22 protein-coding genes are annotated in these 23,275 nt (G+C 70.2%); 5 read left to right on the top strand and 17 right to left on the bottom strand.

Going from position 1 to position 23,275, the window contains the following annotated elements; translation table 11 throughout:
* Positions 1-33 precede the first annotated feature (33 nt).
* From ACIBG8_RS36800 to ACIBG8_RS36785, 4 genes are all read right to left on the bottom strand, one after another.
* Positions 34-405, bottom strand: coding sequence for a peptidase inhibitor family I36 protein (locus ACIBG8_RS36800; protein WP_397347758.1), 372 nt, complete (start codon positions 403-405; stop codon positions 34-36).
* Positions 406-566: 161 nt separating this feature from the next.
* A complete protein-coding gene (gene aspS, locus ACIBG8_RS36795) occupies positions 567-2,303 on the bottom strand; it encodes an aspartate--tRNA ligase (RefSeq protein WP_397347757.1) in 1,737 nt (578 codons plus the stop codon).
* The gene (gene hisS / locus ACIBG8_RS36790) at positions 2,300-3,562 is read right to left on the bottom strand and encodes a histidine--tRNA ligase (RefSeq protein WP_397347756.1); all 1,263 of its coding nucleotides are present in this window, start codon (positions 3,560-3,562) and stop codon (positions 2,300-2,302) included. Before hisS ends, aspS begins: the two co-directional genes overlap by 4 nt.
* Positions 3,562-4,242, bottom strand: a complete 681-nt coding sequence (locus ACIBG8_RS36785) for an MBL fold metallo-hydrolase (RefSeq protein ID WP_397347755.1) — start codon at positions 4,240-4,242, stop codon at positions 3,562-3,564. The genes hisS and ACIBG8_RS36785 overlap by 1 nt, the downstream gene beginning before the upstream one ends.
* Positions 4,243-4,356: 114 nt before the next feature.
* Here ACIBG8_RS36785 and ACIBG8_RS36780 point away from each other — a divergent pair, with 114 nt between their 5' ends.
* Positions 4,357-5,250 carry a peptidylprolyl isomerase gene (locus ACIBG8_RS36780; protein WP_397347754.1) on the top strand — a complete coding sequence of 298 codons (894 nt, stop codon included), beginning with the start codon at positions 4,357-4,359 and terminating at the stop codon, positions 5,248-5,250.
* A 62-nt stretch (positions 5,251-5,312) separates the two neighbouring features.
* The gene (locus ACIBG8_RS36775) at positions 5,313-6,542 is read left to right on the top strand and encodes a DUF349 domain-containing protein (protein WP_397347753.1); all 1,230 of its coding nucleotides are present in this window, start codon (positions 5,313-5,315) and stop codon (positions 6,540-6,542) included.
* A gap of 36 nt (positions 6,543-6,578) precedes the next feature.
* On the opposite strand, the gene ACIBG8_RS36770 is transcribed toward ACIBG8_RS36775, so the two are convergent.
* Genes ACIBG8_RS36770 through ACIBG8_RS36750 form a run of 5 tightly spaced genes read right to left on the bottom strand, consistent with a single transcriptional unit; the run spans position 6,579 to position 11,763 of the window.
* Positions 6,579-7,646: a serine hydrolase domain-containing protein gene (locus ACIBG8_RS36770; RefSeq protein WP_397347752.1), complete on the bottom strand. Its 1,068-nt coding sequence runs from the start codon at positions 7,644-7,646 to the stop codon at positions 6,579-6,581.
* Positions 7,643-10,048, bottom strand: a complete 2,406-nt coding sequence (locus tag ACIBG8_RS36765) for an FtsX-like permease family protein (RefSeq protein WP_397347751.1) — start codon at positions 10,046-10,048, stop codon at positions 7,643-7,645. The genes ACIBG8_RS36770 and ACIBG8_RS36765 overlap by 4 nt, the downstream gene beginning before the upstream one ends.
* On the bottom strand, positions 10,045-10,749 hold the full coding sequence (locus ACIBG8_RS36760; protein ID WP_397347750.1) for an ABC transporter ATP-binding protein: 705 nt from the start codon (positions 10,747-10,749) through the stop codon (positions 10,045-10,047). Before ACIBG8_RS36760 ends, ACIBG8_RS36765 begins: the two co-directional genes overlap by 4 nt.
* On the bottom strand, positions 10,746-11,291 hold the full coding sequence (locus ACIBG8_RS36755; protein WP_397347749.1) for a PadR family transcriptional regulator: 546 nt from the start codon (positions 11,289-11,291) through the stop codon (positions 10,746-10,748). The genes ACIBG8_RS36760 and ACIBG8_RS36755 overlap by 4 nt, the downstream gene beginning before the upstream one ends.
* A gap of 55 nt (positions 11,292-11,346) precedes the next feature.
* A complete protein-coding gene (locus tag ACIBG8_RS36750; RefSeq protein ID WP_397347748.1) occupies positions 11,347-11,763 on the bottom strand; it encodes a peptidase inhibitor family I36 protein in 417 nt (138 codons plus the stop codon).
* A gap of 85 nt (positions 11,764-11,848) precedes the next feature.
* Between ACIBG8_RS36750 and ACIBG8_RS36745 the strand changes: the two genes are divergently transcribed.
* Positions 11,849-12,907 carry a cupin domain-containing protein gene (locus ACIBG8_RS36745; RefSeq protein WP_397347747.1) on the top strand — a complete coding sequence of 353 codons (1,059 nt, stop codon included), beginning with the start codon at positions 11,849-11,851 and terminating at the stop codon, positions 12,905-12,907.
* A gap of 11 nt (positions 12,908-12,918) precedes the next feature.
* Positions 12,919-13,563 carry an HAD family hydrolase gene (locus ACIBG8_RS36740; protein ID WP_397347746.1) on the top strand — a complete coding sequence of 215 codons (645 nt, stop codon included), beginning with the start codon at positions 12,919-12,921 and terminating at the stop codon, positions 13,561-13,563.
* A gap of 154 nt (positions 13,564-13,717) precedes the next feature.
* On the opposite strand, the gene ACIBG8_RS36735 is transcribed toward ACIBG8_RS36740, so the two are convergent.
* From ACIBG8_RS36735 to ruvA, 7 genes are all read right to left on the bottom strand, one after another.
* A complete protein-coding gene (locus tag ACIBG8_RS36735) occupies positions 13,718-15,904 on the bottom strand; it encodes a RelA/SpoT family protein (protein WP_397347745.1) in 2,187 nt (728 codons plus the stop codon).
* A 178-nt stretch (positions 15,905-16,082) separates the two neighbouring features.
* Positions 16,083-16,604 carry an adenine phosphoribosyltransferase gene (locus ACIBG8_RS36730; RefSeq protein ID WP_397347744.1) on the bottom strand — a complete coding sequence of 174 codons (522 nt, stop codon included), beginning with the start codon at positions 16,602-16,604 and terminating at the stop codon, positions 16,083-16,085.
* A 234-nt stretch (positions 16,605-16,838) separates the two neighbouring features.
* Complete coding sequence (secF, locus tag ACIBG8_RS36725) at positions 16,839-17,825, bottom strand: protein translocase subunit SecF (RefSeq protein WP_397347743.1); 987 nt, start codon at positions 17,823-17,825, stop codon at positions 16,839-16,841.
* Between the two features lies 1 nt (position 17,826).
* Positions 17,827-19,521, bottom strand: a complete 1,695-nt coding sequence (gene secD, locus ACIBG8_RS36720) for a protein translocase subunit SecD (RefSeq protein WP_397347742.1) — start codon at positions 19,519-19,521, stop codon at positions 17,827-17,829.
* Between the two features lie 92 nt (positions 19,522-19,613).
* The gene (gene yajC, locus ACIBG8_RS36715; RefSeq protein ID WP_397347741.1) at positions 19,614-20,000 is read right to left on the bottom strand and encodes a preprotein translocase subunit YajC; all 387 of its coding nucleotides are present in this window, start codon (positions 19,998-20,000) and stop codon (positions 19,614-19,616) included.
* 219 nt (positions 20,001-20,219) lie between these two features.
* Positions 20,220-21,251, bottom strand: coding sequence for a Holliday junction branch migration DNA helicase RuvB (gene ruvB / locus ACIBG8_RS36710; RefSeq protein ID WP_397347740.1), 1,032 nt, complete (start codon positions 21,249-21,251; stop codon positions 20,220-20,222).
* 214 nt (positions 21,252-21,465) lie between these two features.
* A complete protein-coding gene (ruvA, locus tag ACIBG8_RS36705) occupies positions 21,466-22,074 on the bottom strand; it encodes a Holliday junction branch migration protein RuvA (protein WP_397347739.1) in 609 nt (202 codons plus the stop codon).
* A gap of 32 nt (positions 22,075-22,106) precedes the next feature.
* Between ruvA and ACIBG8_RS36700 the strand changes: the two genes are divergently transcribed.
* Complete coding sequence (locus ACIBG8_RS36700; RefSeq protein WP_397347738.1) at positions 22,107-22,529, top strand: hypothetical protein; 423 nt, start codon at positions 22,107-22,109, stop codon at positions 22,527-22,529.
* A gap of 170 nt (positions 22,530-22,699) precedes the next feature.
* On the opposite strand, the gene ruvC is transcribed toward ACIBG8_RS36700, so the two are convergent.
* Positions 22,700-23,221 carry a crossover junction endodeoxyribonuclease RuvC gene (gene ruvC / locus ACIBG8_RS36695; RefSeq protein WP_397347737.1) on the bottom strand — a complete coding sequence of 174 codons (522 nt, stop codon included), beginning with the start codon at positions 23,219-23,221 and terminating at the stop codon, positions 22,700-22,702.
* Positions 23,222-23,275: the final 54 nt, after the last annotated feature.

Below are 23,275 nucleotides of genomic sequence, written 5' to 3'. Positions count from 1 at the left end.
CGTGTACGGCCGTCGTACACGCCCTCCGCTGGGTCAGCAGTCGAGGGCTACGCCGTCGACCCGGTTGTCGGCCCAGCGCGGGAAGTTCCAGTACTGCCCGGGGTGCAGGGTGACGATGTGGATGTAGCCCTCGTCGTCGTCCCAGTCGTAGAGGCTGACGTCGACGTCCGTCCTGTTCCAGGCCGAGGACATGCGGTCGCCGATGCCCATGTCGTTGAAGTTGTAGAAGTCGCACTCGTCGAGCTCCGTTAAGAGCCGGCGGCCGCCGATCCCCGCGTAGAAGCACGCGGTGTCGCGCTGGCAGCGCCAGGACTGGCTGCCGGTCTCCGCCTGGGCGGGCGCCGCGAGGCTCGCGAGCACCAGGGCCGCCCCCGCGACCACGCCCGCCACCATCTTTCCGATCATGATGACCCCCTTCGTTGTTCCTCACCCCTTTGGATGCGGGCGGGGATCAAGAAGTTGGCCGAGATCCCATCTGTGACAAAGCCTCAACAGAACCCCAACAAATGTCCGTTTTCGCGCACCAAAAAAGGCCCTCGCCAGAACGGCGGGGGCCTTTTCGCGAGCTACTCCTCGGACTTGGGCTTGGCGTCGACGCCGGCTTCCTTGCGCTGCTCCACCGTGATCGGCGTCGGGGCGCCGGTCAGCGGGTCGAAGCCGGAGGCCGTCTTCGGGAAAGCGATCACGTCGCGGATCGAGTCGCCCCCGGCCAGCAGCATGCACAGCCGGTCGAAGCCGTAGGCGATGCCCCCGTGCGGCGGCGGGCCGTACTTGAACGCCTCCAGCAGGAAGCCGAACTTCGACTCCGCCTCCTCCTTGGAGATGCCGAGCACGTCGAAGACGCGCTGCTGCATCTCGGCGCGGTGGATACGGATCGAGCCGCCGCCGATCTCCATGCCGTTGCAGACCATGTCGTAGGCGTAGGCCAGCGCCTCGCCCGGGTGGTCCTGGAAGTTGTCGGCCCACTCCGGCTTGGGGCCGGTGAACGGGTGGTGGACCGCGGTCCATCCGCCCTCGCCGTCCTCCTCGAACATCGGCGCGTCCACGACCCACAGGAACGACCACACCGACTCGTCGATGAGCCCGCAGCGCCGCCCGATCTCCAGGCGCGCCGCGCCGAGCAGGTCGCGGGAGGCGCCGCGCGCCCCGGCGGCGAAGAAGATCGCGTCACCCGGCTTGGCCTCGACGTAGGCGGCCAGGCCGGCCGTCTCCGCCTCGGACAGGTTCTTGGCGACCGGGCCGCCGAGTGTGCCGTCCTCCTGGACCAGCACGTACGCCAGGCCGCGCGCGCCGCGCGACTTGGCCCAGTCCTGCCAGCCGTCCAGCTCCTTGCGGGTCTGGGAGGCGCCGCCCGGCATGACGACGGCCCCGACGTACTCGGCCTGGAACACGCGGAACGTGGTCTCGGCGAAGTAGGCGGTGACGTCCACGAGCTCCTGGCCGAAGCGCAGGTCCGGCTTGTCGGAGCCGTAGCGCGCCATCGCGTCGGAGTAGGTCATCCTGGGCAGCGGCGTGGGGATCTCGTAGCCGAGGATCTCCTTCCAGATGCGCCCGACCAGCGCCTCGCCGACGGCGATGACGTCCTCCTGGTCGACGAAGGACATCTCGATGTCGATCTGGGTGAACTCGGGCTGCCGGTCGGCGCGCAGGTCCTCGTCGCGGTAGCACTTGGCGAGCTGGTAGTAGCGCTCCAGCCCGGCCACCTGAAGCAGCTGCTTGAACAGCTGCGGCGACTGGGGAAGGGCGTACCAGTTGCCCGGCTGCAGGCGGACGGGCACCAGGAAGTCGCGCGCGCCCTCGGGGGTGGAGCGGGTCAGCGTCGGCGTCTCGACGTAGACGAAGCCGTGCTCGTTCATCACCTCGTTGGTGAGGTAGGTCGCCTTGGAGCGGACCCGCATCGAGTGGGCGATCTGCTGCCGGCGGATGTCGAGGTAGCGGTACTTGAGCCGCGCCTCCTCAGACACGCCCGCGTTGCCCTCGATCGGGAACGGCAGCGGCGCGGCCTCGCTCAGCACCTCGACCTCGGTGGCGACGACCTCGATCTCGCCCGTGGGCAGGTCGGGGTTGGCGTTGCCCTCGGGGCGGACGCGCACCTCGCCGACCACCTTGACGCAGTATTCCGCGCGCAGGTCGTGGGCGTGGTCCTCCTCGCGGAAGACCACCTGCGCCGAGCCGGAGGCGTCGCGCAGGTCGATGAAGACCACGCCGCCGTGGTCGCGTCGCCGCGCCACCCATCCAGCCAGCGTCACCTGCTCGCCGGCATGCTCCTTGCGGAGACTCCCGGCGGTGTGCGTGCGAATCACTGCAGCTTTCCCTTCAAAACTTCCACGACCTGGGCCAGCGGCACCTCGGTCTGGTCTCCTGTGGTCAGGTCCTTCAGCTGTACGGCTTCCGCCGCCAGGTCACGCTCGCCCAGGATCAGCGCGAAGCGGGCGCCGGAACGGTCCGCCCCCTTCATCGCCGCCTTCACGCCCTTGCCGCCGAAGGCCATGTCGGCGCTGACACCCGCCTGGCGCAGCTCGTTGACGAGCAGGAACAGCCGGCGGCGCGCGTCCTCGCCCAGCGGGACACCGTACACCTCGACGCGCTGGGACGTGAGGTCGTCCAGCAGACCCTCGGCCTCCATCGCCAGGAACGTGCGGTCGACGCCCAGCGCCCAGCCGACGCTCGGCAGCGAAGGCCCGCCGATCTGCTCGCTGAGCCCGTCGTAACGCCCGCCGCCGCCGACCGAGGCCTGCGCCCCGAGCCCGTCGTGCACGAACTCGAACGCGGTGCGGGTGTAGTAGTCGAGCCCGCGCACCAGCTTCGGGTCGTCGGTGAACGGCACGCCCAGCGCCGTCAGGAGCGCGCGCACCTCTTCGTGGTAGGCCTTGCACGCCTCGCACAGGTGGTCGACGGCCAGCGGCGCGCCGGCGAGCTTGGCCTGCACGTCGGGGCGCTTGTCGTCGAGCACGCGCAACGGGTTGATCTCGATTCGCGCGCGGGTGGCCTCGTCGAGGTCGAGCTTGCGCAGGAACTCCACCAGGGCGGCGCGGTAGGCGGGGCGGCAGTTCTTGTCGCCTAGCGAGTTGAGCAGCAGCGTCACCCGCTTCAGCCCCACAGCGGCGAAGCCCTGCCAGGCCAGGAGGATCAGCTCGGCGTCGAGCGCCGGGTCCTCCGCGCCGAGCGCCTCAGCCCCGACCTGCCAGAAGTGCCTGTACCGGCCCTTCTGAGCGCGTTCGTAGCGGTACTGGCTGCCGGAGTACCAGAGCTTGACCGGGAGCTGCCCGGCGTTCTGCAGGCTGTGCTGGAGTACGGCGCGCACGACGGAGGCCGTGCCCTCCGGGCGCAGCGTGATCGAGCGGCCGCCCTTGTCCTCGAAGGTGTACATCTCCTTCGTCACCACGTCGGTGGACTCGCCGACGCCGCGCTTGAACAGGTCGGTGTCCTCGAACGTCGGTGTTTCGATGTAGCCGTAACCGGCTCGCCGTACCGCCTCGACCAGGGTCTCGCGCACGGCGAGGATCCGGTCGGACTGCGGCGGCAGCCAGTCGAAGGTGCCTTTCGGTGCCTGGAAGCTCATTAGATCCCTCGTGTGGGACCGGCGTGCGGCGCCGCCTCTTTGAGATACGGGTTGGAGGCGCGCTCGCGGCCGATCGTGGTCTGTGGTCCGTGACCCGGCAGGACGACGGTCTCGTCAGGCAGCGGCAGGGCCTTGGTGGCCAGGCTGCGCAGGATCGTCGGATAGTCGCCGCCGGGAAGGTCGGAGCGGCCGATGGAGCCGGCGAACAGCAGGTCACCCGAGAACATGATCTCCTCGGCGGGCACCCTGAAGGACACCGACCCCCTGGTATGGCCGGGGGTGTGGTCGACCACGAGCTCCAGCCCGGCCAGCTTCAGCACGGCGTCGTCGGCGAGCTCCTTGACGTCGTCGGGCTCGCTCAGCGTGATGCCGCCGAAAAGCTGGCTCGACGTGGACGACCATCCGGCCGACGGGTCGCTCAGCAGGTGGCGGTCCTCCGGGTGGATCCACGCGGGGATGTCACGAGCGCCGCAGACCGGGGCGACCGACCAGACGTGATCGAGATGGCCGTGCGTGAGCAGGACGGCGACCGGCTTCAGCCGGTGCTCGCGCAGCAGCTCGTCGACGCCCTCAGCGGCGTCCTGGCCGGGATCGACGATCACGCATTCCTCGCCTGCCGCGGGCGCGACGAGGTAGCAATTGGTCTGGAAGGCCCCTGCGGGGAAGCCTGCGATGAGCATCTGCCTCACCAAAAAAGCGGATGGGAATGTAACCGAAGGGTACCGGTGCGGGTCGCCGGGCTGCGAACCATTACCCGTTGGCCGATACGATTCGCCCACCTCGGTTAGTTGACTATGGGAGGCAAAGCGGTGGCCACCGGCAAGGAGCGACAGAAGCAGTTGGCGCGCGAGCACCACGAGCGGCAGCTTCAGCGTCGTCTCGAGCGTGAAGCGCGCGTCAAGCGCACTGCGATCATCGGATCCAGCGTGGGGGTCGTGGTGGTCGTCGGCGGCATCGTGGCCGCGACCACGCTGCTGGGCGGTGGGAACGGAGACCCGCAGGCAGCGGCCTCGGCGACCGCGTCAGCCTCTACTTCGGCCTCGGCCGAGCCCACGCCGTCGGAGCCGCCCCAGCCGACCCCGACGCCGATCGACCTCAAGACGGTCTCGTGCACCTACACCAAGGACGCCCAGGGCAAGGTGAAGGACGTCGGCCTGCCGCCGAAGAAGCCGAACCTCAAGGCCCAGACGATGACGATCAAGACCAACGAGGGTGACATCGTCGTCGACCTGATGCCGAAGAAGGCGCCGTGCACGGTGAACTCCTTCGACTACCTGGCGTCGAAGAACTACTTCGACGGCACCAAGTGCCACCGCCTGGTGACGCCGGACACGGGCGGCCTGGCCGTACTCCAGTGCGGCGACCCCCTGGCGAAGGCCGACGGCAAGGAGCAGGGCGGCAACGGCGGACCCGGCTACAAGTACGCCGACGAGAACCTGGGCGGCATGAAGTACAACCGCGGCGTGGTCGCCATGGCCAACGCGGGCGCGGGCACCAACGGCAGCCAGTTCTTCATCGTCTATGGCGATGAGACCGCTTCGTTGCCTCCGCAGTACACCCCGTTCGGTACCGTCACCAAGGGCATGGAGATCGTCGACAAGGTCGCCAAGGGTGGATTCCTTGAGGATCAGACCTCTCCGAAGGTGCCGGTCGACATCAAAGACGTGACAATCACTGGCAAGAGCTGACGTAATACAACTAGGGACGGACAAAGTCCCGAAGGGTCTGATGGAAAGTGCGGGAGGACACGGTGAGCACCGACCCGTGGGGCCGGGTAGACGACGACGGCACCGTCTACGTGCGTACGGCTGATGGGGAGCGGGCCGTCGGCTCCTGGCAGGCGGGCGAGCCAGAAGAGGCGCTGGCCTACTTCCATCGCAAGTTCGACGAGCTGGCCGGGCAGGTGCAACTGCTCGAGCAGCGCGTCAAGGGCACCGACCTGGCTCCGGCCCAGGCCGAGGCCACCATCGTCAAGCTGCGCGAGGCCGTCGCCGACGCGCACGCCGTCGGTGACCTGGCCGCGCTCGTGGCGCGCCTCGACGCGCTGACCACGCTCGTCGGTCAGCGCCGCGAGGAGGTCAAGGCCGCCCGCGAGGTGGCCCGCGCCGAGGCGAAGGGCGTCAAGGAGCGCATCGTCGCCGAGGCCGAGCGCATCGCCGACGAGACCACCCACTGGAAGTCGGGTGGTGAGCGGCTGCGCCAGCTCGTCGAGGAGTGGAAGGCGGCCGAGCGCATCGACCGCGTCACCGAGGCGGCGCTGTGGAAGAGGCTCTCGGCTGCCCGTACGGCTTTCGCCAAGCGCCGCAAGACCTACTTCGCCGGGCTCGACGAGCAGCGCGAGGGCGTGCGTTCGCTCAAGGAGCGCATCGTGGCCGAGGCGGAGGAGCTGGCCTCCTCCACCGACTGGGGTCAGACGGCCTCCATCTACCGCGAGCTGATGCAGCAGTGGAAGACGGCGGGCCGGGCCTCCCGCGAGGCGGAGGACGAGCTGTGGGGCCGCTTCAAGGCCGCGCAGGACCAGTTCTTCCAGGCGAGGTCGGCGGTGTTCGCCGAGCGCGACGCGTCGCTGGCGGCCAACGCCACGGTGAAGGAGGAGCTTCTCGCCGAGGCAGAGAAGATCCTTCCGGTCACCGACGCCCGTACTGCTCGCGCCGCCCTGCGCGGGCTGCTGGAGCGGTGGGAGTCCGTGGGCGCGGTGCCGCGCGAGCAGCGTGACCGGCTCGAGGGCGGGCTGCGCAAGGTGGACGACGCCGTGCGCAAGGCGGAGGAGGCGGAGTGGAAGCGCTCCAACCCCGAGGCCAGGGCGCGCGCGCAGAGCACGGTCGACCAGCTGCGCACGTCGCTGGAGCAGCTGGAGAAGAAGCTGGCCAAGGCTCAGGCCGCCGGGCGGGCCAAGGACATCAAGGAGGCCGAGGAGGCCATCACGGCTCGCCAGTCGTGGCTGGAGGAGGCCGAGCGCACCCTGGCCGAGTTCAGCTGACGTCACGGGCCCGGTCCCCTCGGGAGCCGGGCCCCGTCACCTGATGGCGCAGAGGACCTTGTTCACGAGGTCCTGCGAGGCGGCGTCCTGTTTCTGGCCGGTGACGCCGTCCAGGCTCATGCTGGACACCGAGAGCACGATGCCGCGCCTGCCGTCCGCGACGAAGCCCTCGTAGGTGAGGTAGCCGGGCACGGCGCCGCCGTGCCGCCAGTAGCCGTCGCCGCACGGGAGGTCGCTCCAGGCCAGCCCTAGCCCGTACCTGCCCTCTTCTGCGGGGACCGTGCGTTTCATCAGGTCCAGCGCGAAGGGGCGCAGCAGCTCTCCGCCCAGCAGGGCGCCGAAGAAGCGCAGCAGGTCGCGGGGCGTGCTGATGATCGCTCCGCCCGCGTCGCCCGCGCTCGGGTCGAGCAGTGTGGTGTCCACCAGCGGGCCGTCCAGGCTGAAGCGCGTGTATCCCCTGGCGTGCGGCTCGGGCAGCGCCGGGCCGTCCCCGACGCTGGTCCCGGTCAGAGCGAGCGGCTCGATGATCCTGCGGCGCACCTCGTCCTGCCATCGCCGCCCGGTGAGCTTCGCGATCACCATGCCGAGCAGCACGTAGTTGGTGTTGGAGTACTTGTGCGTGACGCCTGGCGCGCTGAACGGCGCGTGCCGCATCGCCACCGCCACCAGCTCCTCGGCCGTGTAGTGCTGGTAGCGCCGCCGTTCGAAGGTCTCGCGCGAGGCGAACGGGTCCCACTCCGGCGCCACGCTGTAGTCGTAGAGCCCGCTGGTGTGCCTGAGCAGGTCGAGCAGCGTGATCCCGCCGCCCACCAGGCCGGGCAGGTGTTTCTCCACCGGGTCAGCCAGCGCCAGCCGCCCCTCGGCCAGGAGCTGCAGGATCACGGTGGCCACGAAGGTCTTGGTGTCGCTGCCGATCCTGAAGTGCCCGTTCCCGGGTACGGCCGGGCCGCTCGTGGCCGAGGTGACCCGCCCGTCCACGATCACCATGGCCTGCGCCCCGACGGCCCCGGCGTCCCTGATGGCACGCAGCCCGGCCCGCAGGTCGTCCGCCTGGTAGCCGCCGCACCCGGCGACCAGCGCGAGGACGAGCAGGATCCGCCTCACTCCAGCACCCGCCTGGCGATCGCCGGGGGCTCGCGGCCCGACAGCAGCCACGCCCCCGCGGTGGCCACTGCCGGAACCCCGGCGCACAACACGAGCAGCTGGCCCACCGGCACGGGAAGCAGCACCTCGAAGTCGCCGAAGTACACCGCGGCCACCCCGAGATACGCACCGGCGAGGCCCAGGAGGACGCCCAGCCCGGCCAGGGTGCCGACGGTGGCCGCGGTGATCGTCCTCCTGGTGGCGCGGGTGGCCCCGGCGGCCGCCAGCGTGCGCAGGTCGGCCGCGCTCTCCGCTCTGACGAGCACGACCGCCATGGCCAGCACACACAGCGCGACCGCCACGGCCACCCCGACGACGGCCTGCCGCGCGGAACGCAGCTCGGCCAGCGCCGCGCCGTCCCTGGCCACCACGAGCAGCCCTGACCCGCCCGCCACGGCCAGCGCCTGGCCGACCTGGGCGTTGGTCAGCGGCTGGGCGGACTCCACCAGGAACCCGGCGAACGCGGCGCTCCAGCCCCTTCGCGCCACGGCCGCCGGGGTGATCAGCGAGGTGGGCGCCATGGCGTAGGGCGGGACGTCGAGCCGCCGCACGCCGCCGACGACCTCCTCGTGGATCAGATGGCGCAGCCCGACCTCCCCCTGCCTGACGGTCAGGACCTCCACGCGCGGATCCAGGTCCGCGGGGTCGAGGCCGTAGTGGCGCAGCAACTCAGGGGTGGCCACGAACAGCGGGCCGGGCCGCGCCGTACGCGGGCCGTCGCCGATGAGGACGGCGTGCCGCCAGCCGTTGTTGCCGCCCCTGCCGGGACTCTCCTGCTCGTCGGGGTCCACGACCTCCAGCAGCTCGATCACGGCGGGACGGTCCAGGTGGGCGGCGAGCCGGTCGACGCTGGAGCGTAGGCCGGCGACCTCCTGCGGGGTGCGCGTGGTGACGAGCTCCCTGATCCTGTTGCCCTCCTTGGTCACGAGGAGCTGGCGCTCGGACAGGTTGCCGGTCGCCGCGTCCCGCTCGGCGACGCCCACGGCGACGATCACCGCTGCGGCGATGCCGAGCACCAGCCCGATCGCGGCCAGCGCGGCCCCCGACCGCGACTGGTAGCGGGCCAGATCCCGTACGGCGAGCCGTACCGCGACCGGGGCGGGGCCCGCGTGCGCGCCTACCCACCTGATGGCCACCGGCCCGAGGGCGAGCAGCCCGAGCACGACCGCCAGCGTCCCCCCGGCGATGAGCAGCGGCGGCGCCCAGCCCTCGCCGGTGAGGTCCACCGCGGCCAGCGCGGACACCCCGGCCAGCAGCAGGACCGCGGAGAACACGATCGACCTGCGCACCGGCGCGGGCGGGCTCGGCCTGCCGGACAGCGCGTCGGTGACCGGGATCCCGGCCAGAAACCGGGCCGGCCACCAGGCGGCGACCGTCGACGCCAGCACGCACACCGCCATCGTGGCGACGACCAGCCACCACGGCAGGAGCTGGAACCGGTCGATCCTGGCCTGGATCACGCCCTCGGCGTACGGCGCAGCCAGCACCCAGCCGAGCAGCCCCACGGCCGTCCCCAACAGAGCGGCGACCGCCCCGACGATGGCGCCGTTGGCCACCATGACCAGCCGGAGCTGGCGTTCCGTCGCGCCGATGGCGGCGAGCATGCCGAGCTGGCGCTGGCGCCGCCTGCCGATCACCGTGAACCCGGCTGCGGCGACGAGCGCGACCAGCACCATCGCCACCGTGCCCGCGACGAGGGCGATGACCGCCGCCATCACCTGGACCTCGCCGAGCTCCTGCCCGGCGACCCCGAGGTCGAAGCCGTCTGCCCCGGCCGCCGGGCCCGGGTCGCCGCGGGCCAGCACCGTGACGGTCTGCGGCGGCTTGGCGTGCTCCGGGGCGACCAGCGCGAAGTGGTCGGCCAGGTTGCTGGGGTTCTCCACCTGCCCGACGACGCGCCACGCGACGCCGTCGAGCGTGAACGTGGGGCCGGGGAACAGCCGGGCGACCCCCGGGGTGAGTGCGGTCTCGCCCGCGGCGCGCGGGTAGCGTCCCGCCGTGAGGGCCAGCATCGGCCCGGAGTACGGCCCGCCCGGCCGCTGCGCACGGAACTCCACCAGGCTCGCCGCTCCCGGCACCGGGACCTGCCTGCGGCCGATCACGTCGGCTTCGCCGTACCACTGCCTGATCCGGCTGACTCCTGAGGACAGCCGGTCCGGTTCCGAACCGGCGAACCTGAAGGCCAGGTTCGCGGTGCCGAACTCGGCGGCGTGCTGCGCGGGGACCAGGCCGTAGGCGGCTGAAGCGCCGCAGATCGCCACGGTGACGGCGACGGCGAGCAGCGACAGGATGAGGAGCTGGGTTCGCCACTCGCGGCGGACGAGACGTACCGCCCAGTGGATGAGGGCCCGCCGCGCGCTCATCGGCCCAGCAGCGACTCGGGGCCGGTGCGCGGCTCGCTGCGGTCCACCACGCGCCCGTCCCTCAGGAAGATCACCCGGTCGGCCCACGCGGCGAGCTGGGCGTCGTGCGTGCCGACCATGCCCGCCACGCCGCGCTTGCATGCCGCGCGCATCAGGCGCATGACGGCGTCGCCGTTGACCGAGTCGAGCGCGCCGGTCGGCTCGTCGGCCAGCAGGATCTGGCGCTCGCCCACCACGGCCCTGGCGATGGCCACTCGCTGGCGCTCGCCGCCCGACAGGTCGTCGGGGTAGTGCCTGGCCCGGTCGGCCAGCCCGAGCTCGGCGAGGATCTCCATGCCCGCCGCACGGGCCGCTTTGACGCCGTGCCCGTCGAGTTCGAGGGGCAGCGCGACGTTCTCCACCGCGGTGAGCCCGGCGAGCAGGTTGAAGTCCTGGAACACGTAGCCGATCGAGCGGCGCCTGAGGCGGGCCAGGTCGTCCTTCGACAGCTCGGCGACGTCGCGTCCGCCGATGTGGACCGTGCCGCCGCTCGCCCGCTCCAGGGTGCCCGCGATGGTCAGCAGCGTGGTCTTGCCGGAGCCGCTGGGGCCCATGACGGCGACCAGCTCGCCCGGCCGTACCTCGACGTCCACCTCGCACAGCGCCCGCACCTCGGCCGGGCCGCTGCCGAAGACCTTCGTGACGGCGCGTAACGCGATCATGTCCTGGCCTCCAGCCGCTGTGGGGCCTCGGCGTTCCTGTGGCCCTTCAGGCGGACCTCGGCGGCGTCGAGCCACCTGGCCACGCCTTCGAGCCTGAACAGCTCGGCGTCCACCACCAGGGCCAGGCCCAGCTCCGGCTCGTCCTCCTTGAGCTGGGTGTACTGCTGCATCTGCCGCACGACGTGCCGCCGGTGGATCTGCAGCAGCTCGCCCACGTCCACGCCGGGCACCCTGACCGCGACCAGCACCTTGATGACCAGCTCGTCGCGCGGCGGGGCGCTCGCCCCCGACGGGGTGCGCAGCCACGCGGTCAGTTCCTCGAGCCCGGCGGGGGTGAGCCGGTAGATGTTCTGCAGCCCCTCGCCCGCCGCCTCGTCCGAGGCGACCAGCCCGTCGCGGTCCAGCCGCTGCAGGGTCGTGTAGACCTGGCCGACGTTGAGCGGCCACACCTCCCCCGTGCGCGTCTCGAACTCCTGGCGCAGCTGGAGGCCGTATTTCGGGCCCTCGCTGAGCAGGGCCAGCAGGGCGTGGCGAATGCTCATACTCGGTATAATACTCAGTATATTGCCCGCGCTCCAGAGAGCGCGGGCGCTTTTTTCAGCCGTGCGAGTTGGTGCGCGTCCCGGCGAAGGTCTCGCAGGAGGGGCCGTTCGGGCCGCCGATCTTCACCGAGTTGAAGTAGTCGCGGAAGGTGATGTAGAAGTTGCCCTTCGCGCCGGCACCCGTGCCGGTCACCGCCGAGCAGCCCTGGTAGTTGGCCTCGGAGTAGAGGTGGATCAGCGAGCTCGTCCGGTTCCAGTCGGACTTGCCCCTGCTCGCCATGTTGAGCGCGGCCAGGTCGGGCGTGTCGCTCTGGATCTCGATGATGTCGCCGGTGCCGTCGAGCCCGGAGAACATGCAGTAGTAGCCGGCGTGACACCTGTCGTAGCCGGTGGCGGCCGCCTGCGCGGGAACGCTGCTCAGCACGGCGGCCGCCGCGATCGGCAGGGCCAGCAGGTGAAGCTTCTTACCCATCAGACCTCCATAGGTGAAACTTTCCTTCGGGCTGAACCATACAGTGAAGGATCTTGTCGAGGGAAGACTGAGTTAGCGTGGCGTCATGGATGAGGTGTCAGCGGCCCGCGCTCTCGTCGAGGAGCGCTTCCCCGAGGCCTCGATGGCGTTCCTGGCCGCCAACGAGGCGCGCACGGCGACCTCCGACCTGGACGTCGTGGTCGTGCTGCCGGGCCTGGGCCTGCCGTACCGCTCGTCCGTGCGGTGGCGTGGGTGGCCGGTGGAGCTGTTCGTGCACGGGGAGACGAGCCTGGCCGCCTACCTGGAGCGCGACTTCGCGCGCCGCCAGCCGTCCCTTCCCCGCATGTGCGGCTTCGGCGAGGTCCTCGCCGACGCCTCGGGGCGCGCGAAGGGGCTGCAGGAGCTCCTGCGGCGGCGTGTCGAGGCCGGTCCTGGCCCGTCGGACCTCGACGGGCGCCGCTACGGTCTGACCGACCTCCTGGACGACCTGACGGGCGGCGGGGACCCGGCCGAGCAGGCGATGGTCAGGTGGCGGATCGTGGAGTCGTCGGCCAGGCTCGCGCTCGCCGCCGCAGGGCGGTGGGAGGGGACGGGCAAGTGGCTGGTGCGCGAGCTCCGCGCGCTGGATCCCTCGCTGGCCGACGCCCTGCTGTCCGCTCATGACGACCCTGTACGGCTGGCGGCCGTGGCGGGCGGCGTGCTCGAAGGGGCGGGCGGACGCCTCTGGGAGGGCTACCACGCCGACGGCGACCCGTTCCACCAGCGGCTGCAGCACATCACGCCGGGGGACCTGAGCTCGGAGACCGCCCAGTCGTCCGGCATGCACCGCCTGGCCGCCGTGCGCGGCTCCAACCGCCTCTGGATGGGCCAGACCCGCGTCGCCCCGTCCACCGCCTCGGCCGACCACCATCACGGCGACTCGGAAACCGCCATCTACGTGGTGAGCGGGACTCCCCGTTTCGTCTTCCTGGAGGCGGGCGAGGAGGTGCGCCTGGAGACCGAGCCAGGCGACTACATCTTCGTCCCCCCGTACGTCCCCCACCGCGAGGAGAACCCCGACCCCTCGCAGGAGGCGGTCGTGGTGATCGCCCGCAGCACCCGCGAGGCGATCGTGGTCAACCTCCCCGATCTGCGGCTGCCGTAGTCTGGGTGCCCATGACGTGTGTGATCTTCGACCTCGATGGGGTCATCGTCGACTCGGAGCCCGTGTGGGAGCAGGTGCGCAGGGCCTTCGTCGCCGAGCACGGCGGCACCTGGCAGCCGGACACCCAGCGCAGGCTGATGGGCATGAGCACGCAGGAGTGGGCTGCCTATCTGAGTGGTGAGCTGGGGGTACGGCTGACGCCTGACGAGGTCGCGCGCGGGGTGGTCGACCAGATGGCGGCGCGGTACGCCAAGGAGCTGCCGTTGCTGCCCGGCGCCGTGGAGGCCGTGACCAGCGTGGCCGCCCGCCACCGGCTCGGCTTGGCCAGCTCCTCCCCCAGACGGCTCATCGACACCGTGCTCGCCGAAGCGGGGCTGGCGGGCTTCTTCGAGGTCACCGTCTCCACGGAGGAGGTCTCCCGCGGCAAGCCCGACCCCGAGGTCTACCTCACGGTCGCCGGTCGTCTGGGCGTGGATCCTGGCGAGTGCTGGGCGGTGGAGGACTCCAGCAACGGCCTGCGCTCGGCGGCGGCAGCGGGCATGCGCGTGATCGCCGCACCCCATCCCGCCTACCCACCGGACCCCGACGCATTGGCGGGCGCGGAGCACGTGATTTCCACCCTTTCCGACCTGGAGCCAATCGTGGCGGACCTCTGACATGAGCCGCTCCCAAGGTGAGCGCGGTCGGCAGAAAACCCGCATGACACACCGATGTTGCGGCGGGCCACCGTCGCCGATGGAGTGCCATGCTGGAGGGCCGGTCAGCCGCGTCGGCGCTTGGCTGTCTGCTGGCGAGAGCCGTACAGACTCTTTAGCTTCCGGCCCCTGAAACACGGTAGACGTCGAAGACGCCCTGGATGCTGCGGACGGCCTTGAGCACGTGGCCGAGGTGTTTCGGGTCGCCCATCTCGAAGGTGAACTTGCTGATCGCCACCCGGTCCCGCGACGTCGTCACCGATGCGCTCAGGATGTTCACGTGCTGGTCCGACAGCGTCCGCGTCACGTCGGACAGCAACCTCGGCCGGTCCAGCGCCTCTACCTGGATCGCCACCAGGAACACCGAGTCGTCGCTCGGCGACCAGCTCACCTCGACCAGCCGGTCCGGCTGCTCCTTCAGCTGCTGCACGTTCGTGCAGTCGTTCCTGTGCACGGACACCCCGTGCCCCCGCGTCACGAACCCGACGATGTCATCCCCTGGCACCGGCGTGCAGCACTTCGACAGCCGCACCCACACGTCCGCGTCCCCGGCCACCACCACGCCGGACCCGCCGCCGCTCCTGGGACGCCTGCTGAGGCGCGTAGGCAGCGAGGCCTCGGCGATGTCCTCCTCTGCGCCGTCCACCCCGCCTATGGAGCTCACGAGCTTCTGCACGACCGTCTGCGCGGCCACGTGCCCCTCGCCCACCGCCGCGTAGAGCGCGGAGACGTCCGGGTAACGCAGGTCGCGGGCCAGCGCCAGCAGCGACTCGCCCGACATCAGGCGCTGCAGCGGCAGGCCCTGCTTGCGCATCGCGCGGCCGATGGCCTCCTTGCCCGCCTCGATCGCGGTCTCGCGGCGCTCCTTGGAGAACCACTGCCTGATCTTGTTGCGGGCGCGGCCCGACTTGACGAACTTCAGCCAGTCCCTGGACGGCCCCGCGTCCGGCGACTTCGAGGTGAAGATCTCCACCGTGTCGCCGTTGCCCAGCCGCGACTCCAGCGGCACCAGGCGCCCGTTGACGCGCGCCCCGATGCAGCGGTGACCGACCTCGGTGTGTACGGCATAGGCGAAGTCGACCGGCGTGGCGCCCTCGGGCAGCGCGATGACCGTGCCCTTGGGGGTGAAGACGTAGACCTCGGAGACCGACAGGTCGAAACGCAGCGACTCCAGGAACTCGCCCGGGTCGGAGGTCTCCTTCTGCCAGTCGAGGAGCTGGCGCAGCCACGCCATGTCGCTGCCCTGCTTGACCTTGCCGGGCGGGCCGCCGACCTCCTCCTTGTACTTCCAGTGGGCGGCCACGCCGTACTCGGCCCTGTGGTGCATCGCGTGCGTGCGGATCTGCAGCTCGACCGGCTTGCCCTCGGGACCGATCACCGTGGTGTGCAGCGACTGGTACATGTTGAACTTGGGCATCGCGATGTAGTCCTTGAACCGGCCGGGCACCGGGTTCCACCGCGCGTGGATCGTTCCGAGCGCCGCGTAACAGTCGCGCACGCTGTCGACCAGGACGCGGATGCCCACCAGGTCGTAGATGTCGTCGAACGCGACGTCCCTGGCGATCATCTTCTGATAGACCGAGTAGTAGTGCTTCGGCCTGCCCTTCACCACCGCGCGGATCTTCGCGTCGCGCAGGTCGGCCGAGACCTTCTCGATGACCTCCTGCAGGAACAGGTCGCGGCGCGGCGCCCGCTCGCTGACCATGCGGGCGATCTCGTCGTAACGCTTGGGGTAGAGCATCGCGAACGCGAGGTCCTCGAGCTCCCACTTGATCGTGTTCATGCCCAGGCGGTGCGCCAGCGGGGCGAAGATCTCCAGGACCTCGCGCGACTTCTGGTGGCGCTTGTGCTCGGGCAGGTAGCGCATCGTGCGCATGTTGTGCAGGCGGTCGGCCAGCTTGATCACCAGGACGCGGATGTCGCGCGACATTGCCACGACCATCTTGCGCACCGTCTCGGCCTGCGCCGCGTCGCCGAACTTGACCTTGTCCAGCTTGGTGACGCCGTCGACGAGCAGGGCGATGTTGTCGCCGAAGTCGGCGCGCAGCTCGTCGAGGGAGTAGGCGGTGTCCTCGACCGTGTCGTGCAGCAGGGCAGCGCACAGGGTCTCGTCGTCGGTGCCCAGCTCGGCCAGGATCGTCGCCACGGCCAGCGGGTGCGTGATGTACGGGTCGCCGGACTTCCGCTTCTGGTCGCGGTGGTGGTAGGCGGCCACGTCGTAGGAGCGCTCGATGAGGCGCAGGTCGGCCTTGGGATGGGTGGCCCTGACCGTGCGGAACAGCGGCTCCAGCACCGGATTCATGGCCCCACCCCCAAACCTTCTTCGACGCGTACCATTGCCGCCGGGCACGCTCTCGGTGTTACCGGCGTCGGTTACGTCGGGCACGACCACATCACGGGGCACACAGACTCCTCACGTTCGAGTCCAGATCCCATCAGTGTATCCAGGTGTCAGACCTGGGCTGCTGTGGGTGCCTGTTTCAGACGATCACCAAGGGGCGGAAGTCCACTCCTGCGAGCCGTTCGCGGCCCTTCAGGAAGGCGAGTTCCATGAGTACGGCGACGCCGGCCACCTCGGCTCCGGCCCGGTTGATCAGGTCAACCGCCGCCTCGGCCGTGCCGCCGGTGGCCAGCACGTCATCGATGATGAGCACGCGGTCGCCCGGGGCGAACGCGTCCCTGTGGACCTCGATGGTCGCTGAGCCGTACTCCAGATCGTAGGACGCTCCGAGCGTTTCGGCGGGGAGTTTGCCCTTCTTGCGCACGGGGACGAAGCCGGCTTTGGCTTTGTATGCGGCGGGGGCGGCCAGGATGAAGCCCCGGGCCTCGATTCCGACGATCTTGTCGATGCCGGGGAACATGGTCGCGAGGGCGTCCACGACGGGCTCGAAGGCCTCCGGGGTGCCCAGGAGGGGGGTGATGTCCTTGAACAGGACGCCTGGCTGGGGGTAGTCGGGGATGTCGCGCACGTGGTCGAGGATCAGTTTCGTCAGGTCGCTCATGGCTCCGGCTCTCATGCTTCACGGGCGCTCAAGCCCACAACAGATCTTCCTGCCCCAAGGACTCATGCTTGGGGGATCTTCACCCTCTTGGGGCCTCCGCCCTCATCGGGTCCTCACCCTTCGAGCGTCTTCACTCCTCGGGAGTTCGCCTCGTGCAAGGCGTGTTGGGCCTCCGGGCCCCGGGAAATGCGAACGCCCCCGCCCGTGGGTGGGCGGAGGCGGGTCACATGGTGCTTAGCTCTTCGCGGTGGCCGCACGCTTGGCCGACTTCGCCCCACCACCGGTGGAGGCCAGCCTGCGCGCGATCGCCTGGTACTTCGGCTCCCGCTCCTTCAACGTCACCAGCAGCGGCGTGGCCACGCACAGCGAGGAGTACGTGCCCACCAGCATGCCGACGAACAGCGCCAGCGACAGGTCCTTCAGCGTGCCCGCACCCAGCAGGGTGGTGCCGATGAACAGGATCGCCGCCACCGGCAGGATCGCGACCAGCGAGGTGTTCAGCGACCGGATCAGCGTGTGGTTCAGCGCGTCGTTAGCCGCCTGCGTGTACGTCTTCTTGGAGGTCGTGCCGAGCTTGGCCGTGACCTCCTTGATCATGTCGAACACGACGACCGCGTCGTACAGCGAATAACCCAGGATGGTCAGGAAGCCCAGCAGCGTGGCGGGCGTGACCTCGAACCCCGACCAGGCGTAGATGCCCGCCGTGATCACGAGGTCGTGCACGAGCGCGACGATGGCCGCCAGGGCCATCTTCGGCTCGAACGCCATGCTCAGGTACAGGATGATCGCCAGCATGAAGACGCCCAGGCCGATCCAGGCCTTGTTGGCGACCTCACCGCCCCACGACGCGCCCACCTGCTGCACGTCGATCTGCTTGGGGTCGGCCTTGTACTCCTTGACCACCGCGTCCTGGATCTTGGCGACCTGCTCGGCGGGCAGCGTCTCCGTCGTCACCCGCCAGCGGTCACCCGCCTCCTGGACGATCGGCTGGTGCACGCCCAGCGTCTTGAACTCCGTACGGACCTGCTCGATGTTGGCCGTGGGGGCCTTGAACGAGAAGACCGTGCCGCCCTTGAACTCCACGCCCAGGTTGAGGCCGTTGATCAGCAGACCGGCGAGCGAGAAGATCAGCAGCAGGCCCGACAGGCTGTACCAGAGCTTCTTGCGACCGACGAAGTCGACATCGATCTCGCCACGGTAGAGGCGACGCCCGAGTCCCATGTCAGGCCTCCTGCGGGGTGGTCGTGTGGTGGGTGTCGGCCATGCGCTCGGCATCGAGACCGGAAAGCTTGTGCCCCTTGGAGAAGAACTTCAACCTAGCCAGAAGGGCGATGAAGGGCTTCGTGAACAGGAACACCACCACGATGTCGATCAGCGTGGTCAGGCCCATCGCGAACGCGAACCCAGCCACACCGCCGACGGCGAGGAAGTAGAGCACGACGGCCGCGATGAACATGACGGCGTCGGCGATCAGGATCGTGCGCCGTGCGCGGACCCAGGCCACTTCGACGGCCGCGCGCAGCGTCCGCCTGCCTTCCTTCATCTCGTCGCGGATGCGTTCGAAGTACACGATGAACGAGTCGGCCGTGATACCGATCGACACCACCAGACCGATGATGTGCGGGAGCGAGAGCGCGAAGCTCGCGTTCTTGCCCAGCAGCACCACGGAGAAGTAGGTGAGGACCGAGGCGACCACGAGGCTCAGCACCGCGACGATGCCCAGGCCCCGGTAGTAGAGCAGCGAGTAGAGGACGACCAGCCCGAGGCCGATCGCGCCGGCGATCAGACCGCCCATGAGCTGGTCCTGGCCCAGCGTCGAGGAGATCGTGATGGCCTCGCTGAGCTTGAACTTCAGCGGCAGCGCGCCGAACTTCAGCTGGGAGGCGAGGTCTTCCGCCGTCTTCTGGGTGAAGCCGCCGGTGATCTCGGCCTTGCCGCCCGGAATGGGGCTGATGATGTTCGGCGCGGTGATGACGACGCCGTCCAGCACGACCGCCACGCGGTTGCGCGGCTCCTGCGAGTTGTAGGCCTTCGTGGTCAGCTTGCTCCACGCGTCAGGGCCGTTGCCCTTGAAGGAGAGCTGGACGATCCAGTCGGTACGGCCCTGCGGAATGCCCGCGCTGGCCGAGTCGATGTCCGTGCCGACGACCTTGGCCACGTCGAGCAGGTACTTGGCGCTGCCGTCCGCGTCACAGGCGGCGAACTGCTTGTTCGGGTCGTCCTGCACACCCTTGCCGCGGTTCTTCGGGTCGGCGCAGTTGAGCGCCTGGAACTGCTTGACCACCGCCGGGTCGGCGCCCGAGAGGTCCATGCCCGCGTTGGGGTCCTGGCTCGGCTGGGCGGTCGGCTGCGTCGTGGCCGTGGTGGTCGGCGTCGCGCTCGGAGTCGCCTTGGCGTCCTTGCCCTTCGCCGTGGGGGTCGGGGTCGGCGCGGTCAGCGCTGACGACAGGGCCTTGCCGGTCGGCGACGCCGACGGCGTACCCGCCTGCTTGGACGGCTGAGTGGAGGGGGTTCCCGTGCCTGTGGCCGACGGCGTCGCGCTCGGCTTGGGCGCGTCGGTGGCCATCGGGTTGGCCGTCGGCTGCGTGGCCTGGACCGCCAGGACCTGGCGGAAGCGCATCTCGGCGGTCGTACCGACCTTCTTGATGACCTCCTCCTGGCCTGCGCCCGGCACGGAGACGACGATGTTGTCACCGGACTTGACGACATCGGCGTCGGCGATACCCGACCCGTTGACGCGGTCGCGGATGATGTTCACGGCACGGTCAAGGGCGTCCTGGGTCGGAGCCTTGCCGTCGAGCGTGACGGGTGAGAGCGTCACCGTCGTGCCGCCCGCGAGGTCGAGGCCCAGCTTCGGCGTGAACGCCTTCTGCAGGAGCATCGTCCCGCCCATGGCGAGGATGAGCGCCAGGAGCACCAGGAGCGTACGCCCCGGGCTGCTATGGCGGCTGGTCGGTCGGGCCACTGGTCGTCAGTTCTTTCAGGGTAGGGGTTTGTCGCAGAGCCTAGTCAGGACTTCTTGGTGCTCGAGTCCTGCTCGCCATCGCTTGTCTGGGTTTCCGCAGTATCTGCTACCTCAACGGTTTCCGCCACGGGCTCGTCGGCCACGGGCTCCACAACCTCCGGAGCCTCGTCCACCGGCGTGACCACGCGGCCGATGGCGGCCTTGACCCAGCGGGTCTCGATGCCGGGGGCCACTTCGAGGACGACGTCCTCGTTGTCGACGGCCACCACGGTGGCGAACAGACCCGTCGTGGTCATGACGCGGGTGCCCGGCGCCAGGGAGTTCTGCATCTTCGCCGCCTCCTGCTGCCGCTTGCGCTGCGGCCTGATCAGCAGGAAGTAGAACACCACCACCAGCAGAATCAGCGGCAGGATGCTTCCGAGTTGTCCCATGTCCATCGAGGGCGACCTTCCATCATCTGTACAAGATGTTGACACCGGCTTTGCGCCGGAAATTCCATGTGATGCGTCGGGCTTCGCCGCTCAGCCCCGTCAGCCTACACAGCCAGCCAAGCCACGGAGTGTAGGCCGTTGTTGCGAAACGCGGCAACGAGGCAGCGATTCGGCGCGCGGGGAAGTTCCCAATTTGCAACGGTTGGTACCGTTCCGTGATCAGTCGAAGAGCGTGGCTCCGAACGCATCCGGCGGTGGTGTCATGCCCAGGTGGTGCCATGCCGCCGCCGTGGCCACCCGGCCCCTCGGCGTACGCGCCAGCAGGCCCTGCCTGACCAGGAACGGCTCCGCGACCACCTCGACCGTCTCCGGCTCCTCGCCCACGGCGACGGCCAGCGTCGACAGCCCGACCGGGCCGCCGCCGAAGCGGCGCAGCAGCGCGCCGAGAACCGCCCGGTCGAGCCGGTCGAGCCCTTCCGCGTCGACTTCGTAAAGATTCAGCGCCGCTGAGGTGATGTCGCGGGTGATGAGGCCTTCCGCGCGTACGTCGGAGAAGTCGCGAACCCGGCGGAGCAGGCGGTTGGCGATGCGGGGCGTGCCGCGCGAGCGCCTGGCGATCTCGTTGGCGCTGTCCTCTGGAAGATCTACCTTGAGCAGCCTCGACGAGCGGCGCAGGACCTGCTCCAGCTCGTCGACCTCGTAGAAGTCCATGTGCGCCGTGAAGCCGAACCGGTCGCGCAGCGGGGCGGGCAGGAGCCCGGCTCTGGTGGTGGCGCCGACCAGGGTGAACGGCGCGATCTCCAGCGGGATCGCGGTGGCGCCAGGGCCCTTGCCGACGACGATGTCGACGCGGAAGTCCTCCATCGCGAGGTAGAGCATCTCCTCGGCGGGGCGGGCCATGCGGTGGATCTCGTCGATGAACAGCACTTCGCCCTCGGCCAGCGTCGACAGGATCGCCGCCAGGTCGCCGGCGCGCTCCAGGGCGGGGCCGGAGGTGATGCGCAGGGGGGCGGACAGCTCGGCGGCGACGATCATGGCGAGGGTGGTCTTGCCCAGGCCAGGGGAGCCGCTCATGAGGATGTGGTCCGGGGGGCGCTGGCGTCTGAGGGCGCTCTCCAGCACGAGGGAGAGCTGCTCGCGTACGCGAGCCTGGCCGATGAACTCGGACAGGCGCTTGGGACGGAGGGCGGCCTCGATCTGCAGTTCGTCCCTTTCCGCTTCGGGCGACACCAGATCACGTTCCAGACTCACCTCGCCACCCCTCTCTCCCCATCACCGGAAACCACCTGCTGGACTCCATCGGCGAGCGGCTGCACACCGGTCCCGCCTTGCGCCACGCCTGCTCGGCGACCGCAGCGCCTGGAGGGCGACGGCCACCGCCCCTCGACGAGTCCATCGGTCGCCCAGGTCGTCAGGTCTCTGCCGAATGTTCGGGGTGTTGGCGCGGCGGCTGTGGGGGTGGGGTTCATCGGACGCTCAGTGCTCGCAGGGCGCTCTTCAGCAGCGCCGCGATCTGCGGAGGACCGTCGATCTCCGCCTCGGGTTCGATGATCGCGATGGCCTCGTCCGCGTCCCTGGCGGAGTAGCCGAGCCCGACGAGCCCGGAATGCACCTGGTCGCGCCACGTCGGCACCTTGCGCCGTCCGTTGATCGCGGCGTTGACGGCCTCCTCCGGCGTACCCAGACGGTCCTTGAGCTCCAGCACGATGCGCTGGGCGCCCTTCTGCCCGATGCCCGGCACCTGCGTCAGCGCCTTGAGGTCGGCCGAGGCGACCGCCACCCGCAGGGCGTTCGGGGTGTGTACGGCCAGCATCGCGAGAGCCAGCTTGGGGCCCACGCCGCTCGCCGTCTGGACCATCTCGAAGACGACGCGCTCGTCGTCGGTGGCGAAGCCGTACAGGGTGAGTGACTCCTCGCGGACGACCAGCGACGTGGCCAGCCTGGCCTCCTCACCCACGCGGAGCGTCGCCAGCGTGCCCGGCGTGCAGTGGGCCAGGATGCCGACCCCGCCCACCTCGATCACCGCACCGTCCGGCGCGATCGCCGCCACCCTTCCGGCCACCGACGCGATCACCGCACACCTCCTGCTCCGTGTTGCTCACCGGCATGCCATCCCACCACAACCACCCGACCCGGCACGGCCCGCCGCGCACAACCACCCTGCGCCCACACCACCAGACGGGCGCGGCCTACCAGGCGGGCGCGGCCTACCAGGCGGGTGCGGCCTACCAGGCGGGTGCGGCCTACCAGGCGGGTGCGGCCTACCAGGCGGGTGCGGCCTACCCGGCGCGCCACCAGGCGGGCGCGGCGGACCCGGCGCCCCATCACCAGACGGGCGCGACCCACCGGGCGCCCCGCCAAACGGGCGCGACCCACGGGGCGCCCCACCAGGCGGGCGCGGCGGACCCGGCGCCCCACCACCAGACGGGCGCGGCACGCCCGGTGTTGCACCACCGGCCACACAGGATCCGCCTGAGGCCGCACCTCTGCCTGCACGAAGTCCTCGTGAGGACGCGTTGCCTGCCGTGAGCGGTTCTCCTGGCGTCCTTCCCCGAGACACGGTCGTGGAAGGACGCTCTGAAGCCCTGGGGTTCGCCTGTGCGGCCGAGGGGCCGTGGGTTCTTCGCGGCAGGTTGTGAGCTCGGGGTGCGCGGGTCGGCCGGGCGTCTGGGGTGTTCGCGGTGGCGGGGCTGGTGGGGTCATGGGCGGGACCTGGCCTTGGCGAGGGCTTCGGCGATGCGGTTCTGGGTGCCGCCGCGCCAGACGTGGCAGATGGCCAGCGCCAGGGCGTCCGCCGCGTCGGCGGGTTTGGGCATCTCGGACAGCCTCAGGAGCCGGGTCACCATTGTGCCCACCTGCTTCTTGTCGGCCGTGCCGCTGCCCGTGATGGCCGCCTTGACCTCGGACGGCGTGTGCAGGGCCACCGGGAGGCCGCGCCGGGCGGCGCAGAGGATGGCGATGCCCGCCGCCTGGGCGGTGCCCATCACGGTGCGTACGTTGTGCTGGCTGAAGACGCGCTCCACCGCCACCGCGTCGGGGCGCACCTCGTCGAGCCACTGCTCGATGCCCGCCTCGATGCCGACCAGCCTCGTGCCCAGGTCGGCGTCGGCGTCCGTACGGACCACTCCTACGGCCACGAGGGACAGCGGCGCTCCGGGACGGCCCTCGACCGAGCCGATACCGCACCGGGTCAGCCCCGGGTCAACGCCCATCACCCGCACGCAGCCCTCCCCGCCGCCGAACACCTGTTCGGCACAGGACTCTACCGCGAGGAT

This window comes from Nonomuraea sp. NPDC050556, from assembly GCF_044457355.1.
In the GTDB taxonomy this organism is placed as follows: Bacteria; Actinomycetota; Actinomycetes; order Streptosporangiales; family Streptosporangiaceae; genus Nonomuraea.
Note: the sequence above shows the minus strand (reverse complement) of the source record. Positions and strands in the feature narration are given on the sequence as shown.

Bases quoted from the DNA above. Each gene is read 5' to 3' on its own strand.
- ACIBG8_RS36800 (WP_397347758.1), bottom strand. From the start codon at position 405: ATGATCGGAAAGATGGTGGCGGGCGTGGTCGCGGGGGCGGCCCTGGTG.
- hisS (WP_397347756.1), bottom strand. From the start codon at position 3,562: ATGAGCTTCCAGGCACCGAAAGGCACCTTCGACTGGCTGCCGCCGCAG.
- ACIBG8_RS36785 (WP_397347755.1), bottom strand. From the start codon at position 4,242: ATGCTCATCGCAGGCTTCCCCGCAGGGGCCTTCCAGACCAATTGCTAC.
- ACIBG8_RS36780 (WP_397347754.1), top strand. From the start codon at position 4,357: ATGGGAGGCAAAGCGGTGGCCACCGGCAAGGAGCGACAGAAGCAGTTG.
- ACIBG8_RS36765 (WP_397347751.1), bottom strand. From the start codon at position 10,048: ATGAGCGCGCGGCGGGCCCTCATCCACTGGGCGGTACGTCTCGTCCGC.
- ACIBG8_RS36760 (WP_397347750.1), bottom strand. From the start codon at position 10,749: ATGATCGCGTTACGCGCCGTCACGAAGGTCTTCGGCAGCGGCCCGGCC.
- ACIBG8_RS36755 (WP_397347749.1), bottom strand. From the start codon at position 11,291: ATGAGCATTCGCCACGCCCTGCTGGCCCTGCTCAGCGAGGGCCCGAAA.
- ACIBG8_RS36750 (WP_397347748.1), bottom strand. From the start codon at position 11,763: ATGGGTAAGAAGCTTCACCTGCTGGCCCTGCCGATCGCGGCGGCCGCC.
- ACIBG8_RS36745 (WP_397347747.1), top strand. From the start codon at position 11,849: ATGGATGAGGTGTCAGCGGCCCGCGCTCTCGTCGAGGAGCGCTTCCCC.
- ACIBG8_RS36740 (WP_397347746.1), top strand. From the start codon at position 12,919: ATGACGTGTGTGATCTTCGACCTCGATGGGGTCATCGTCGACTCGGAG.
- ACIBG8_RS36735 (WP_397347745.1), bottom strand. From the start codon at position 15,904: ATGAATCCGGTGCTGGAGCCGCTGTTCCGCACGGTCAGGGCCACCCAT.
- ACIBG8_RS36730 (WP_397347744.1), bottom strand. From the start codon at position 16,604: ATGAGCGACCTGACGAAACTGATCCTCGACCACGTGCGCGACATCCCC.
- secF (WP_397347743.1), bottom strand. From the start codon at position 17,825: ATGGGACTCGGGCGTCGCCTCTACCGTGGCGAGATCGATGTCGACTTC.
- yajC (WP_397347741.1), bottom strand. From the start codon at position 20,000: ATGGGACAACTCGGAAGCATCCTGCCGCTGATTCTGCTGGTGGTGGTG.
- ACIBG8_RS36700 (WP_397347738.1), top strand. From the start codon at position 22,107: ATGCCATCCCACCACAACCACCCGACCCGGCACGGCCCGCCGCGCACA.